The sequence below is a fragment of the Allobosea sp. UNC402CLCol genome (genome assembly GCF_000745475.1).
GTDB lineage: Bacteria > Pseudomonadota > Alphaproteobacteria > Rhizobiales > Beijerinckiaceae > Allobosea > Allobosea spartocytisi.
This window is the reverse complement of record NZ_JQJJ01000010.1, coordinates 737,011-749,651: the sequence shown is the minus strand read 5'-3', so window position 1 is coordinate 749,651 and position 12,641 is coordinate 737,011. Positions and strand designations below refer to the sequence as shown.

13 protein-coding genes are annotated in these 12,641 nt (G+C 65.5%); 7 read left to right on the top strand and 6 right to left on the bottom strand.

The window, feature by feature from the left end; translation table 11 throughout:
- Nucleotides 1–5: 5 nt before the first annotated feature.
- On the bottom strand, nt 6–374 hold the full coding sequence (locus tag GY40_RS15395; protein WP_038364371.1) for a DMT family transporter: 369 nt from the start codon (nt 372–374) through the stop codon (nt 6–8).
- A gap of 197 nt (nt 375–571) precedes the next feature.
- On the opposite strand from GY40_RS15395, the gene cynS reads away from it, so the two are divergent.
- The 4 genes from cynS to GY40_RS15375 all read left to right on the top strand — a co-directional run bounded on the left by cynS (nt 572) and on the right by GY40_RS15375 (nt 3,812).
- Complete coding sequence (gene cynS, locus GY40_RS15390; protein ID WP_051988094.1) at nt 572–1,060, top strand: cyanase; 489 nt, start codon at nt 572–574, stop codon at nt 1,058–1,060.
- 76 nt (nt 1,061–1,136) lie between these two features.
- Nucleotides 1,137–1,787, top strand: coding sequence for a hypothetical protein (locus tag GY40_RS15385; protein ID WP_038363605.1), 651 nt, complete (start codon nt 1,137–1,139; stop codon nt 1,785–1,787).
- Between the two features lie 286 nt (nt 1,788–2,073).
- Nucleotides 2,074–3,009, top strand: coding sequence for an ABC transporter ATP-binding protein (locus tag GY40_RS15380; protein WP_038364367.1), 936 nt, complete (start codon nt 2,074–2,076; stop codon nt 3,007–3,009).
- The gene (locus GY40_RS15375; protein ID WP_248311179.1) at nt 3,006–3,812 is read left to right on the top strand and encodes an ABC transporter permease; all 807 of its coding nucleotides are present in this window, start codon (nt 3,006–3,008) and stop codon (nt 3,810–3,812) included. Before GY40_RS15380 ends, GY40_RS15375 begins: the two co-directional genes overlap by 4 nt.
- 22 nt (nt 3,813–3,834) lie before the next feature.
- On the opposite strand, the gene GY40_RS15370 is transcribed toward GY40_RS15375, so the two are convergent.
- Both GY40_RS15370 and GY40_RS15365 read right to left on the bottom strand, forming a co-directional pair.
- Nucleotides 3,835–4,677 carry an SAM-dependent methyltransferase gene (locus GY40_RS15370; RefSeq protein WP_038364363.1) on the bottom strand — a complete coding sequence of 281 codons (843 nt, stop codon included), beginning with the start codon at nt 4,675–4,677 and terminating at the stop codon, nt 3,835–3,837.
- Between the two features lie 64 nt (nt 4,678–4,741).
- Nucleotides 4,742–6,109 (bottom strand): APC family permease, encoded by a 1,368-nt coding sequence (locus tag GY40_RS15365; RefSeq protein WP_051988093.1) that lies wholly within the window; start codon nt 6,107–6,109, stop codon nt 4,742–4,744.
- 197 nt (nt 6,110–6,306) lie between these two features.
- Here GY40_RS15365 and GY40_RS15360 point away from each other — a divergent pair, with 197 nt between their 5' ends.
- Nucleotides 6,307–7,926, top strand: a complete 1,620-nt coding sequence (locus tag GY40_RS15360; protein WP_038363602.1) for a peptide chain release factor 3 — start codon at nt 6,307–6,309, stop codon at nt 7,924–7,926.
- A 110-nt stretch (nt 7,927–8,036) separates the two neighbouring features.
- Here the strand turns inward: GY40_RS15360 and GY40_RS15355 are convergent, their stop codons facing one another.
- Both GY40_RS15355 and GY40_RS15350 read right to left on the bottom strand, forming a co-directional pair.
- Complete coding sequence (locus GY40_RS15355; RefSeq protein ID WP_156115964.1) at nt 8,037–9,332, bottom strand: aminotransferase class V-fold PLP-dependent enzyme; 1,296 nt, start codon at nt 9,330–9,332, stop codon at nt 8,037–8,039.
- A 99-nt stretch (nt 9,333–9,431) separates the two neighbouring features.
- A complete protein-coding gene (locus GY40_RS15350) occupies nt 9,432–9,911 on the bottom strand; it encodes an Lrp/AsnC family transcriptional regulator (RefSeq protein WP_038363596.1) in 480 nt (159 codons plus the stop codon).
- 180 nt (nt 9,912–10,091) lie between these two features.
- Here GY40_RS15350 and GY40_RS15345 point away from each other — a divergent pair, with 180 nt between their 5' ends.
- The gene (locus GY40_RS15345) at nt 10,092–10,613 is read left to right on the top strand and encodes a cysteine dioxygenase (protein ID WP_051988091.1); all 522 of its coding nucleotides are present in this window, start codon (nt 10,092–10,094) and stop codon (nt 10,611–10,613) included.
- A gap of 77 nt (nt 10,614–10,690) precedes the next feature.
- Nucleotides 10,691–11,278 carry a glycoside hydrolase family 19 protein gene (locus GY40_RS15340; protein ID WP_051988089.1) on the top strand — a complete coding sequence of 196 codons (588 nt, stop codon included), beginning with the start codon at nt 10,691–10,693 and terminating at the stop codon, nt 11,276–11,278.
- Between the two features lie 121 nt (nt 11,279–11,399).
- On the opposite strand, the gene GY40_RS15335 is transcribed toward GY40_RS15340, so the two are convergent.
- Nucleotides 11,400–12,554, bottom strand: coding sequence for a trans-sulfuration enzyme family protein (locus tag GY40_RS15335; protein WP_038363593.1), 1,155 nt, complete (start codon nt 12,552–12,554; stop codon nt 11,400–11,402).
- Nucleotides 12,555–12,641 lie beyond the last annotated feature (87 nt).

The window sequence follows — 12,641 nt, the reverse complement described above, 5'->3', positions numbered from 1 at the left end:
ACCCCTCAGCTTTGTGCGATGAAGATGGTGCCGATGACGATGAAGCCGATGCCGGCGATGCGGCTCGGGCTCAGATCCTCATGGAAGGCGAAATAGGCATAGGCCGCGACCACGACATAGGCGAGGCTCAGGAACGGGTAGGCGTAACTGATCTGCACCTTGGACAGCACGACCAGATGCGAGGCCATGCTGACGACGAAGGTGCACAGGCCCGCGAAGACGAACGGGTTGAAGACGACCCGGAAAACTGTGGCGACGATCCCGTCGCCGGCGATGTCGAAGGAGCCGAAACTGCTCATGCCGCGCTTGAGCATGAGTTGCGCCGCCGCATTGGTCAGCACCGTGAACAGGATCAGGGGAATATAGGAACTCATCGCCGTGCCGGGCTTTCCTGCGTCGTTTTTCAGCCTCCAGATGCCGAGAAAAAAACTTCAAATGCCTTAGTGCGCGAACCCTACTTCATCATAACGTTAAGACGATCCTGCCGCGATCGACGAAACCCTGCGTCATCCGGGCACCGGCCCGATCCTTGCCTGAGCTCTGGCGGTCAAGGTGTCCGGAGAGGGTGACGATGAAGCGCGAAGAGCTGACCGAGAAGATTCTCGACATCAAGCGCGAGAAGGGCTGGAGCTGGAAATACATCACCGAAGAGATCGGCGGCATGTCCGAGGTGCTGGTGGTCGGCGCGCTGCTCGGCCAGATGAAGCTGGTCCGGCCGCTGGCCGAGCGCGCAGCCGCGCTGTTCGGCCTGTCCGAGAACGAAAAGCGCATGCTCAACGAGGTGCCCTATCGCGGCACCGGCACGCCGATGCCGCCGACCGACCCGCTGATCTACCGCTTCTACGAGATGGTGATGGTCAACGGGCCGGCCTGGAAGGCGCTGATCGAGGAGGAATTCGGCGACGGGATCATGTCCGCGATCGATTTCAACATCTCGTTCGAGCGCGAGCCCAATCCGAAGGGAGACCGGGTCAAGATCGGCATGTCGGGCAAATTCCTGCCGTACAAGTACTACGGCAACGAGCAGGGCATTCCCGATTACGGCTTCAAGGAGGAGTGACGCGGGCCATTGCTGCCTCAGCCTGTCGCGGCGGTCGTTACCGTGGTTAGGGTTATCACCTCGCTCGGAAGGTCTCATGCCCCTGCCCAATCGCGTCAGGCCCGACGGCGCGCTCTTCGCCGATCCGGCCCGCGGCACCCTGTTCGGCAATCGCGGCGGGCGCTTCCACGATCCGCGGACGCAAGCCCTGCCGCGTCGCATCCAGGCCAGCCGCCAGTGGATCTGCTGCGTGCTGTCCTTCAAGGGGCGCCGGCATCAGGTCTGGGGTCCCGGCTACACCGACCTCTTCTTCTGCGACGAGGTCACCGCCTTCGCCGCTGGCCACCGCCCCTGCATGGAATGCCGGCGGCACGACGCCCTCGCCTATCGCGCAGCGCTGGTGAACGGCCTCGGCCTGACGCAGACGCCGTTCTTCCCGGAGATCGATCGCATTCTCGACGGCGAGCGCCGCGACGGACGAGCGAAGCGCACGCATCGCCTGCCGGTGGAGGATCTGCCGGATGGCGCGATGCTCCTCGCCGAGAACGGTGGCGAATTCCTGGCGCTGCGCGGCGGCTCGACCTTGCTCTGGTCGCCGGCCGGCTACATCGAGCGCCGCGACCGCCCGGCGGGAACCGTGACCGTCCTGACGCCTCCGGCCACGCTCGCCGTGTTGAGACAAGGTTATAGGCCCCTCTGGCATCCGAGCGCCGATGCCTTCACGCCGCCACCCGGCACTAGCGAGTAGGAACTTTCACGCCACAAAAGGCGTTGGCACAGCATCATCCTTTCCAAAAAGGGGCTGTCCATGCGTTCGATCATCCTGTGGCTCGTCGGGGTTCCCATCCCGATCATCATCCTGTTGTGGTTCTTCATGAAATAGCCTCGAACGAACCGAGGAACGTGCAGGGCCGGGCCTCGCCCCCGGCCCTTTGCATGATCGTTGCCGCCACGCCTTGGCAGGAATTCGCGCGTCTCCAGCCCTGTCAGCCATCGCAACCGGCGACGAACAGGCCTATATGGCGGCCATGCTCATGTCCTCGACATCCCCGATCATCTCGGTCTCCGGGCTCTCCAAGACCTATGCGACCGGCTTCAGCGCGCTCAAATCCGTCGATCTGGAGATCAGGCGCGGCGAGATCTTCGCCCTGCTCGGCCCCAACGGCGCCGGCAAGACGACGCTGATCAGCATCATCTGCGGGCTGGTGAAGCCCAGCACCGGCACCGTCCTCGCCGACGGCTACGACATCATCCGCGACTATCGCGCCGCCCGCGCGACCATCGGCCTCGTGCCGCAGGAATTGACCACCGACGCCTTCGAGACGGTCTGGAGCACGGTGAGCTTCAGCCGCGGCCTGTTCGGCAAGCCGAAGGACCCGGCCTTCATCGAGCGGATTCTCAAGGAGCTGTCGCTCTGGGACAAGAAGGACACGCAGATCCGCCGGCTCTCCGGCGGCATGAAGCGGCGCGTGCTCATCGCCAAGGCGCTCGCCCATGAGCCGCGCATCCTCTTCCTCGACGAGCCGACCGCCGGCGTCGATGTCGAGCTCAGGCAGGACATGTGGCAGATGGTGCGCCGGCTTAAGGAATCCGGCGTCACCATCATCCTGACGACGCATTACATCGAGGAGGCGGAGGAGATGGCCGACCGCATCGGCGTCATCTCCAAGGGCGAGATCATCCTCGTCGAGGAAAAGGCGGAGCTGATGCGCAAGCTCGGCAAGAAACAGCTCAGCCTTCAGCTCCAACAGCCGATCGAGGCCGTTCCTGCCACGCTCGCCGCCTTCAATCTCAGCCTGTCGCCCGCCGGCGACGAGCTCGTCTACACCTACGACACCCAGGCCGAGCGAACCGGCATCACCACCTTGCTGCAGGGCCTTGCCGAGGCGGGCATCCGCTTCCGCGACCTCAGCACCAGCCAAAGTTCGCTCGAAGACATCTTCGTCAGCCTGGTGAGGGAGCGCGCATGACCACTGTCACGACGAACCGCGACGCCGAGGCCGGTATGCGCCTCAACTTCCGCGCCATTGCCGCGATCTACCGCTTCGAGATGGCGCGGACATGGCGCACCCCTTCGCAGAGCATCGTCTCGCCGGTTCTCTCGACCGCGCTCTATTTCGTCGTCTTCGGCGGCGCCATCGGCTCGCGCATGCAGTCGATCGACGGCGTGCCCTATGGCGCCTTCATCGTGCCCGGCCTGATCATGATGTCCCTGCTGACGCAGAGCATCGCCAATGCGTCCTTCGCAATCTATTTCCCGAAATTTACCGGCACGATCTACGAATTGCTCTCCGCCCCCGTCGCCTGGTGGGAGGCAGTGATCGGCTATGTCGGCGCCGCCGCATCGAAATCGATGCTGCTCGGGCTGATCATCCTGCTGACGGCCACCTTCTTCGTGCCGCTGCGCATCGAGCATCCGGCGATGATGCTGCTTTTCCTCGTGCTGACGGCGACGACCTTCAGCCTGTTCGGCTTCATCATCGGCATCTGGGCCGATGGCTTCGAGAAATTGCAGGTCATACCCCTGTTGATCGTGACGCCGCTGGCCTTCCTCGGCGGCTCCTTCTACTCGATCGCGATGCTGCCGCCCTTCTGGCAGAAGGTGACGCTGTTCAACCCGGTGGTCTATCTGATCAGCGGCTTCCGCTGGAGCTTCTACGGGATCGCCGACGTCAGCCTCGGCGTGAGTCTGGGCATGACGCTCTTCTTCCTCGTGCTCTGCATCGGCATCGTCGGCTGGATCTTCAGGACCGGCTACCGGCTCAAGAACTGAGCCGGTAGGGTCTCCTGCACGGTCAAGTGCTGGAGCGCGTCGCCAGCCAGTCCTGACCGCCGCCTTCAGCCCGTCCGATCATGCGATTTTCCTCGACGCGGCCCGTATAGCGCTGCCCGTCCGCCAGGAAGCTGATCTCGCTGCCCGTCATCTTGGCCTCGGAGATCGGCACGGACTTGCCGTCGCGCGTCAGCGTGCCCGACAGCATCTGGAAGCTCTGCGAGAGCCTGAGTTCGCCATCGCCGAGCCGCCATGTGCCGGCAACCTTGGCGGGCACGATCCAGTGATAGGCGCGGCAGAAGCTCGAGCAGTTCTCAGCCAGCACGACGCTCTGGTCCGGCTCCCAATCGTCCATGGTGAAGGTGTTCGAGACGACCCGCGTGCCGGGCTTCATGTCGAGGATGGTCGGCCGGAGCTTGAGGTTGAGTTCAGGCAGCAGGAACAATGTCAGCACCGTCGCCTGCGAGAAATCCGATTCGAAGATGTCGCCGCGAACGAACCGCGCCCTGTCGGTCACGCCCTCCGCCTCGGCATTGCGCTGCGACAGCGTCACCATGTCGGGATTGTATTCGATGCCCATGGCTCGCACGCCGCGCTTGGCGGCGGTGATGACGGTGCGCCCATCGCCCGAGCCGAGATCGATCAGATAGTCGTCCTTCGTGACCTTGGCGATGTTGAGCATGCTGTCGACCAGCGCCTGCTGGGTCGGCACCCAGACGACGTCCTTCCCGGCCTGGCCCGAGCGCGGCACGTAGTCGGGAGCGGCTGCCGGATTCTGCGTGGCCTGCACGGGCTGGGCGTAAGGTGCCGCAGGCGCGAGGAAGCCGAGGGCGCAAGCGGTGGCGAGAATGTGAAGCCTCTTCATCATCTGTCTCCGTTGTCGAAAGCTGGGTTGGAAAGCCTTGGTTGGAGGTCTCGATCGGGCGAGTTCACTCGGCCGCTGCTGGCCTCGCGGCGCCGGGAATGACCTCCCCCTCATCCCCCTGCTTGCGCCGGAACAGCAGGAGCGGCAGGCCCGCGAGCACCACCGCGAGCCCCACCAGCGCGCCGCTGCCGGTATAGGCGAGGCTGGCGTGCAGCATGTAGGCGCAGCCCAGGCAGAACAGGATCGGCGTCAGCGGATAGAGTGGCACGCGGAACGGCAGGTTCCGCTTGGGCTCGCGCCAGCGCAGGATCGGCAAGGCCGCGCCGACCAGCAGCAGGAAGGCCCAGAACACCGGCGCGCTGTAGTCGACCATGGAGTGGAAGCCGTCCCGGCTCGCCGCGCCGAAACCGACGAGCAGCAGCGCGACGGCGCCTTGCAGCAGGAGCCCGTTCGCCGGGGCGCGGCCGCGCTCGTCCCATTCCCCGACGCGCGGCAGCAAGGTGAGATCCCGCGCCATGGCGAAATAGACCCGCGCGCCGGTAAAGATGGTGGCGTTGAGTGTCGAGAGCGCCGCGACGACGATGGCGAGGCTGACGATCACGGCACCCGGCTCGCCGGCGACCTGCCGCATCATATCCGCCGCCACCGCCTCCGAGGCCCGCAGGCCGTCGAGGCCGAGGATCGCGAGCAAGGCGAGATTGGCGAGCACGTAGATCGCGACGAGGATCGCCGTGCCGATGGCCAGCACGCGCGCCATGTTGCGCGCCGGGTTCTCCAATTCGCCCGAGAGATAGGCCGCCTCGTTCCAGCCGCCATAGGTCAGGAGCACGAAGACCATGGCGAGGCCGATCGCCGCCGTCCCGGGTGCAGGGGCAGCCGGCTGCGCCGGGGCATCGCCGCCGAAGAACAGGCCGAGCAGGATGATGGCGGCGAGCGCCCCGACCTCGATGAAGGTCATGAGGATCTGCAACCTCTTGCTCTGCACCGTGCCGATGACGTTGAGCGCCGTCAGCGCCACCACCGAAAGCGCGGCATAGAGCGCTGGCCCCATCGGTCCGATCGGCATTACCTGCGCAGCGTAGTCGCCGAGCACGAAGGCGACCGCCGCGATCGCCCCGGTCTGGATCACGGCGCCGCGCGCCCAGCCGAACAACATCGCGACGGGGCGGCCATAGGCACGGGCGAGGAAATGATATTCACCGCCGGCGTGAGGATGCGCGGCGGCGAGCTCGGCATAGCAGAGCGCACCGATCAGCGTCGCCATGCCGCCCATGATCCAGACGCCGATGAAGGCCGCCTCGCTGCCGACATTCGCGGCGACCACGGCCGGCGTCTTGAAGATGCCGATACCGACGACGATGCCGACCATGATCGTCACGGCATCGAAGACGGACAAGCTCGGCTGCGGCTCGGCCTTGACGGCTGCGGGCATTCCGGTCCCCTCGGCTGATATGAAGAGTCGTACGACGGAAGTCGAAGGGGAGAATGCGGCGGGAATGGCGGTTGTTCCGCTCACAAAGCGGTCGGCAATCCTCACGGAGCCGTGAGCGGCGCGGAATTCGGCACGCGCCGCCACCGCGCGGCGAGAATGATTGACTTCGCCCGCCTCATCCTGTCTTCAAACCGGCCATGACCGATCTTTCGACCCTTCAGGCTCCGGCGGCCGAGGCGCCGCATGCGCGCCGGCGCACCTTCGCGATCATCTCGCACCCGGACGCGGGCAAGACGACGCTGACCGAGAAGCTGCTCTATTTCGGTGGCGCCATTCAGCTCGCCGGCGAGGTGCGCGCCAAGCAGGGCCGCCGCCAGACCTCCTCCGACTGGATGAAGATCGAGCGCCAGCGCGGCATCTCGGTCGTCACCTCGGTGATGACCTTCGAATATGGCGGGCACGTCTTCAACCTGCTCGATACGCCCGGCCACGAGGACTTCTCGGAAGACACCTACCGCACGCTGACCGCCGTCGACGCCGCCGTCATGGTCATCGACGCTGCCAAGGGCATCGAGGACCGCACCAAGAAGCTGTTCGAGGTCTGCCGGCTGCGCGACATCCCGATCGTCACCTTCATCAACAAGGTCGACCGCGAGACGCGCGATCCCTTCGACCTGATCAACGAGATCGAGACGACGCTGGCCCTCGACGTCGCGCCGATGACCTGGCCGGTCGGCCGCGGCCGCGAATTCGTCGGCACCTACGATCTCAAGGCAAACACCTTCCGCCGCAACCAGAAGGGCGACGAGCGCGCCGAGGACCGCCAGGTCTCCGGCTGGGACGATCCGCTCTTCGACGAGTTGCTGCCGCATGGCGCCGCCGAGACCTGGCGCGAGGAGGTCTTCCTCGCCGCCGAGGGGTTGAAGCCCTTCGATCTCCAGGCCTTCCGCGAGGGCCATCTGACGCCGCTCTATTTCGGCGCGGCGCTCCGCGACTACGGTGTGCGCGACCTGATCGACGCGCTCGGTGCCTATGCGCCGAGCCCGCGTGCCCAAGCTTCGGACAAGCGCCCGATCGAGGCGGACGAGCCGAAGATGACCGGCTTCGTCTTCAAGATCCAGGCGAACATGGATCCGAACCACCGCGACCGCATCGCCTTCATGCGCATCTGCTCGGGCAAGCTGTCGCGCGGCATGAAGGCTAAGCTGGTCCGCACCGGCAAGCCGATGCCGCTCAACGCCCCGCAATTCTTCTTCGCCCGCGACCGCTCGATCGCCGAGGAGGCTTTCGCCGGCGACATCGTCGGCTTGCCCAATCACGGCACCTTGCGCATCGGCGACACGCTGACCGAGGGCGAGGACATCGTCTTCAAGGGCGTGCCGAGCTTCGCCCCGGAAATCCTGCGCCGCGTCAAATTGAAGGACGCGATGAAGGCCAAGAAGCTGCGCGAGGCCCTGCAGCAGATGGCCGAGGAAGGCGTCGTCCAGCTCTTCCTGCCGCATGACGGCGCGCCCGCCATCGTCGGCGTCGTCGGCGCGCTCCAGCTCGACGTGCTCAAGGAGCGCATGGACGCGGAATACTCGCTCCCCGTCGATTTCGAGCCCTGCCAGTTCTCGATCGCGCGCTGGGTTTCCTCGGAGGACAAGGTCGCGCTGGCCAAGTTCGTCGGCCACAAGCCTTCCGCCATGGCGGATGATCTCGACGGCGACCCGGTCTTCATGGCGTCCAGCCAGTTCACGCTGAAATACGATGCCGAGCGCGCGCCCGACATCACCTTCTCGGACGTGAAGGACTACCAGAAGGTCACGAAGGCCTGAGCCCCGCCTGCGTCATGCTCGGGCTTGACCCGAGCATCCACGTGTTGAACACGGCTCTCCGTGGATGGTCGGGACAAGCCCGACCATGACGGCAGAGGAAAGGTCCGGCGTCAGCCCGCCCGATTGCCGGACACCACCGCCAGCGCCGCGACGAACCTGTCGAGATCGGCTTCCATGATGTAGGGCGCCGGCGAGATGCGGATCGTGTTGCCCTTGGCGACGCCGCCGCGACGCACCGTCATCACCTTGTGCTGGTCGCGCAGCGCCGCGACGATCGCGTTGGTGTCGGCGGGCGAGCGCTTGCCGGTCAGCGCGAAGGAGGTGATGCCGGCGACCATGCTCGGATCGTCCGGCGTCTGGATTTCGACGCCCTTGAGCTCGCGCGCCTTGGCGACCCAGTAATTGCGCAGATGGCGGTAGCGCGCTTCCTTGGCCTGCGGCCCGATCTCCCGGTGCAGGGCGAGCGCCACCGGAACGGTGAGCTGAGCGGCGAAGTTCGGCGTGCCCGTATGCAGGCGCGAGCGGATGTCGTCGGCCTTGAAATCCTCGTCGGCCATATAGGGGTCGATATCGGCAAGACGCTCCCGGGCGATGTAGATCATGCCGACGCCGAGCGGGGCTCCGATCCACTTGTGCAGGTTGAAGCCGATGAAATCGACGCCCAGATCCTTGGCCTGGAAGTCGATCTGGCCCCAGCTATGGGCCGCGTCGAGGATGACGTCGGCGCCGCGCGCCTTGGCCATGGCCGCGATCTCCTTCACCGGCATCATCAGGCCGGTGCGGTGGCTGACATGGGTCAGCAGGAGAAGCTTGGTCTTCGGATTCGCTTTCAGGGCAGCGTCATAGGCGTCGAGCACGGCCTGGCGCGTCGCGGGTTCCGGAATGTCGAACTTCGCCACCGCGACACCGCGCCGATCCTTCAGCCAGTTCATCGCATACTGCATCGAATCGTAGTCGAGATCGGCATAGAGCACGGTGTCGCCGGGCTTCAGCTTGTTGTAGCCCGAGATCAGCGCCTGGAGCGCCTCGGTCGCGCCGCGCGACAGCGCGATCTCCTCACGCGCGACGCCGAGAAACTCCGCGAGCGGCGCGCGGACATTGTCGAGATCCGCCCCGATCTTGGTCCGGGCATAGACCGTGTTCTCGAAATTCACGAAATCGGTCAGGCGCTTGTATTCCGCCTTCACCGGCTCGGCCATGATGCCCCAATAGCCGTTCTCGAGGTTCACCATGTCGGGCGTGACGCTGTAGAGGCCGCGCACGGCCTGCCAGTAGCCGGTATCCGCTCCGAGGTTCGATGTCGGCAGCGCCGGCAGCGAACGCGCGAAAGCCGGAGCCGCCAGCGCGGCGGTTCCGAGGCCGAGCAACAGCGCGCGGCGGCTGGTCTGAGGAACCGGGTTCGACATGCTCATGATCTCCTGGGACGGCACGCGCGGGAGGTAGCGCCAAGCTGTCTCAGTGCTGTGACATGTCACGCATCCGCTTTCCGCGAACCGGTCCGGCCCTCAATGTCCCGGCAGCGCGAATCCCAGCGGGACCGCCGTCGTCGACTTCAGCTCCTCCATGGCGAACATCGAGGTCACATCGGAGAGATCGATGCGCGAGATCAGCTTCTTGTAGAGCGCGTCATAGGCGGCGATGTCGGAGACGCAAGCCTTGAGTAGATAGTCGATCTCCCCGCTCATCCGGTAGAAATCGACGATCTCCGGCAGGTCCTGGACGGCGGAATGGAAGCGTTCCAGCCATTCCATCGAATGCCGCGCCGTCCTGACCGCGATGAAGACGGTCACGCCGGCATTGAGCTTCTCCCGGTCGAGCAGCGCGACGCGGCGCTTGATGTATCCGCCCTCCTCCAGCTTCTGCACCCGCCGCCAGCATGGCGAGGGCGAAAGCCCGACCGACTCCGCCAGCTCCGCCAGCGGCAGGCTCGCATCCTCCTGCAAACGCGCGAGAATGCGCAGGTCGAAAGCATCGAGCTTGGCCATATGTCCTCGGCAGATTCGGAACCAGCTTCTTAAGCGAAGCATACACCGGGTTTATTTTTCCACTTTTTCTGGAAAGAAGGGCATGAAATTTCGATAAGAGCAAAAAATTCTCGATCTCTGCAAACCGCTGCCCGCCCTCTCCCGGTACCATTCTCCTGGTCGGATCGAGAGGGTGACGGGATGCAGGGTTTTCTGAGCGCGGAGCGGCAGGGCGCGGTGCTTCGCAGCCTGCGTAGCGACGAGGGAACGCTCTCGCGGGACTATCTCGCCGCTGCCCGTGACGTGCTGCGCGAGCTCGTCGCCATGCCCGATCTGATCCAGCGCCTGCCGCTCGAGCGCAAGCCCGGCTGTTATGCCCGCAACCTGCTCGCCGGCGACGAGAATGTCAGCATCTGGGCGATCGTCTGGGGCGAGGGCTCCGCGACCTCAATCCATGATCACCACTGCTCCTGCTGCTTCGGCGTCGTCTCGGGCGTCGTCACCGAGACCTGGTATCGCGCCATCGACGCCAGCCGCGCCGTCCCGACCGAGGAACAGCAGCGGCAGCCGGGCTATGTCGCCTGCATGCTGCCCTCGGGACCGAATATCCACCGGATGCGCAATTTCGGGCCGGGCGAGGCGATCTCGATCCATATCTACGGCTTCGACCACGAGGCCCATGCCTCCTCGATCGAGACCGAATACACCGCCGTCGGCGGCTGATCTCGGGCCGCCCCCGGGCAACTTATCCCCGCGATGCACCGCCACGCGATGATGGCCTCCTTTGCAGGAGGCCAGCCATGTCGCTCAGAGGCATCGTCGCATACATCTCCGGGACATCGCCGCAACCCGAACTCGCCGTCACCCGCGAGCGCCTTCTGCGCCTCACGCCGAGCGGGAAAGCCGATATCGTCGACGGTGTCGCCCAGCGCTTCGACGCTCTCGCCCGCGAGCACGACGTCTCGACCCGGCTGCGTCTATGCCACTTCCTCGCCCAGGCCGCCCATGAGACCGACGGCTTCCGCACGCTGGAGGAATATGGCGGCGCGAGCTATTTCCTGCGCTATGAGGGCCGGCAGGACCTCGGCAACACCCAGGCCGGCGACGGCATCCGCTACCACGGCCGCGGTATCTTCCAGCTCACCGGCCGCGCCAATTACCGCCGCTTCGGCAAGATCATCGGCATCGATCTCGAAGCCGTGCCGGAGCGCGCCAAGGAGCCGGACATCTCGCTCCTCGTTGCCTTCGCCTATTGGAGCGAGCGCGCGATCAGTGCTGCAGCCGACGCCGACGACGTCGCCGCCGTGACAAAGTTGATCAATGGCGGCCGCAACGGGTTGGTGGAACGGGCGCGCTATCTGGCGGTGGCGAAGGAGATTTGGGTGTGATCCCCCGACGCACGCGTCATTCTCGGGCGAAGCGAAGCGCAGACCCGAGAATCTCGTGACCAGAAAGCTGGTTTCGGAGATGGTCGGGTCAGGCCCCACCATGACGGCAGGCGGTAGCCGCTCAACCGTGCCCCGCCTTCAGCGCCTGGTCGAAATCGGCATAGAGATCCTCGACATCCTCGATGCCGGTCGACAGCCTGAGCAGGTCTGTCGGGCAAGGCGAGCCGGCGCCCTCGATCGAAGCGCGATGCTCGATCAGGCTTTCGACGCCGCCAAGCGAGGTCGCCCGCTTGTAGAGCTCGACATGCGCCGCCGTCCGGATCGCCGCCTGTTCGCCGCCCGAGACCTGGACCGAGAGCATGAAGCCGAAGCCGTTCTCCATCTGCCGCGCCGCGATGTCGTGGCCGGGATGCTGCGGCAGGCCGGGATAGAGCACGCGCGCCACCAGCGGATGAGCCGAAAGCCGTTGCGCCAGCGCCATGGCCGAAGCCGACTGGCGCTCCTGCCGGACATGGAGCGTGCGCATGCCGCGCATCAGCAGATAGGCCTCGAACGGCCCGAGGATGCCGCCCTGCCCCCTCCGCACCGTCTTGATGCGGTTCCAGAATTCATCATCCTCGCGGGCGCAGAGCGCGCCGGCGATGACGTCGGAATGGCCGTTCAGCACCTTGGTCGCCGAATGCATCACGATGTCGGCGCCGAGCGTCAGCGGCCGCGTATGCACCGGCGAGGCGCAGGTCGAATCGACCGCGAGCTTGGCTCCGGCCTTGTGCGCGATCTCGGCGACGGCGGCGATGTCGGTGATCGTCCAGAGCGGGTTGGAGGGCGTCTCGGCCCAGATGAGCTTGGTCACGCCGGGCTTCACGGCGGCCTTCAGCGCGGCGAGATCGTCGGTCTCGACGAACTCGACATTCAGGCCCCAGCGCGTCGCCTCGGTCATCAGCCAGTTGCGCAGCGCCCAGTACATCACCTTGGAGGCGACGACATGGTCGCCGGGCGAGAGCGCCAGGAACACGGCCGTCGCCGCCGCAGAGCCCGAACCGAACAGCAGCGCCCCGCCCTTCGCCTCCTCCAGCATCGCGAGCAGGCTTTCGGCCTCGCGTGTCGTCTCATTGTCCGGCCGCCCGTAGATGAAGCCGGTCGAATAGCCGTTGTCCTCGTCGCGGATATAGGTCGTCGCGACATGGATCGGCGGCACCACAGCCTTGGTGACGGGATCGATCTTTCCCATGGCCTGCGCCGTGAGGCTCCGCGGGCTCCAGCTCTTCGTGCTCATTGTCTCTCCGGGCCTTCCTGCTTTGCGCGGCGCTCTCGCCTATATCGCCGGCTGACCACACTCTAGCGCGCGATCGTGATTTTAATT

Excerpts from the sequence above, each read along its gene's own strand:
- GY40_RS15365 (WP_051988093.1), bottom strand. The coding sequence starts at position 6,109 with ATGCCCGCAGCCGTCAAGGCCGAGCCGCAGCCGAGCTTGTCCGTCTTC.
- GY40_RS15385 (WP_038363605.1), top strand. The coding sequence starts at position 1,137 with ATGCCCCTGCCCAATCGCGTCAGGCCCGACGGCGCGCTCTTCGCCGAT.
- GY40_RS15380 (WP_038364367.1), top strand. The coding sequence starts at position 2,074 with ATGTCCTCGACATCCCCGATCATCTCGGTCTCCGGGCTCTCCAAGACC.
- cynS (WP_051988094.1), top strand. The coding sequence starts at position 572 with ATGAAGCGCGAAGAGCTGACCGAGAAGATTCTCGACATCAAGCGCGAG.
- GY40_RS15370 (WP_038364363.1), bottom strand. The coding sequence starts at position 4,677 with ATGAAGAGGCTTCACATTCTCGCCACCGCTTGCGCCCTCGGCTTCCTC.
- GY40_RS15345 (WP_051988091.1), top strand. The coding sequence starts at position 10,092 with ATGCAGGGTTTTCTGAGCGCGGAGCGGCAGGGCGCGGTGCTTCGCAGC.
- GY40_RS15350 (WP_038363596.1), bottom strand. The coding sequence starts at position 9,911 with ATGGCCAAGCTCGATGCTTTCGACCTGCGCATTCTCGCGCGTTTGCAG.
- GY40_RS15395 (WP_038364371.1), bottom strand. The coding sequence starts at position 374 with ATGAGTTCCTATATTCCCCTGATCCTGTTCACGGTGCTGACCAATGCG.
- GY40_RS15355 (WP_156115964.1), bottom strand. The coding sequence starts at position 9,332 with ATGTCGAACCCGGTTCCTCAGACCAGCCGCCGCGCGCTGTTGCTCGGC.
- GY40_RS15335 (WP_038363593.1), bottom strand. The coding sequence starts at position 12,554 with ATGAGCACGAAGAGCTGGAGCCCGCGGAGCCTCACGGCGCAGGCCATG.
- GY40_RS15360 (WP_038363602.1), top strand. The coding sequence starts at position 6,307 with ATGACCGATCTTTCGACCCTTCAGGCTCCGGCGGCCGAGGCGCCGCAT.
- GY40_RS15340 (WP_051988089.1), top strand. The coding sequence starts at position 10,691 with ATGTCGCTCAGAGGCATCGTCGCATACATCTCCGGGACATCGCCGCAA.
- GY40_RS15375 (WP_248311179.1), top strand. The coding sequence starts at position 3,006 with ATGACCACTGTCACGACGAACCGCGACGCCGAGGCCGGTATGCGCCTC.